The organism is Streptomyces sp. SID5910 (assembly GCF_009862125.1).
In the GTDB taxonomy this organism is placed as follows: Bacteria; Actinomycetota; Actinomycetes; order Streptomycetales; family Streptomycetaceae; genus Streptomyces.
The window spans coordinates 1-424 of the sequence record NZ_WWHX01000109.1 but is presented as its reverse complement, the minus strand read 5'-3'; the positions used below and the strand labels follow the sequence as shown (position 1 = coordinate 424).

At 83.0% G+C, this 424-nt stretch carries 1 pseudogene; it reads right to left on the bottom strand.

The annotated features are described in order from the left end of the window. Positions 1 to 205 (bottom strand): annotated as a pseudogene (locus tag GTW67_RS37420) (hypothetical protein); the annotation flags it as partial. Between the last annotated feature and the right edge of the window lie 219 nt (positions 206 to 424).

The window sequence follows — 424 nt, the reverse complement described above, 5'->3', positions numbered from 1 at the left end:
CGCCGGGTCCGCCGGCGCCGCGTCGGGCTACGGCGATCGGGCCGGCGCCCAGCCCGCTGCGGCCGGGGCTGCCAACGCGGGTTCCGCGTACGGCGATCAGGCCGGCGCCCAGTCCGCTGCCGCGGGTCCGGCTGCGGCCCAGCCCTCGGCTGACGGCGGGGCCGCCGGTGCCGGGCGGGCGTACGGGGACCCGGCCGGTGCTCAAGTCCCGGGCGACGGCTCCGCCGGGGGGCGCGCAGCCTCGTCCGGTTCCGCTCCGGTGGGCGGCGCGTCCGCCGACGCGGAGGGGGATGCCGGCAGCACGTTCGTCTTCCGCCGTCCGACGGCTGGCCCGGCCGCCGACGCCCCCGCGGCCGACGAGGGCACCATGACCTTCCGCGCCGTCCCGCCGCGCGCCGCGCCCGGTGCCCCGGACGCCGCCGCG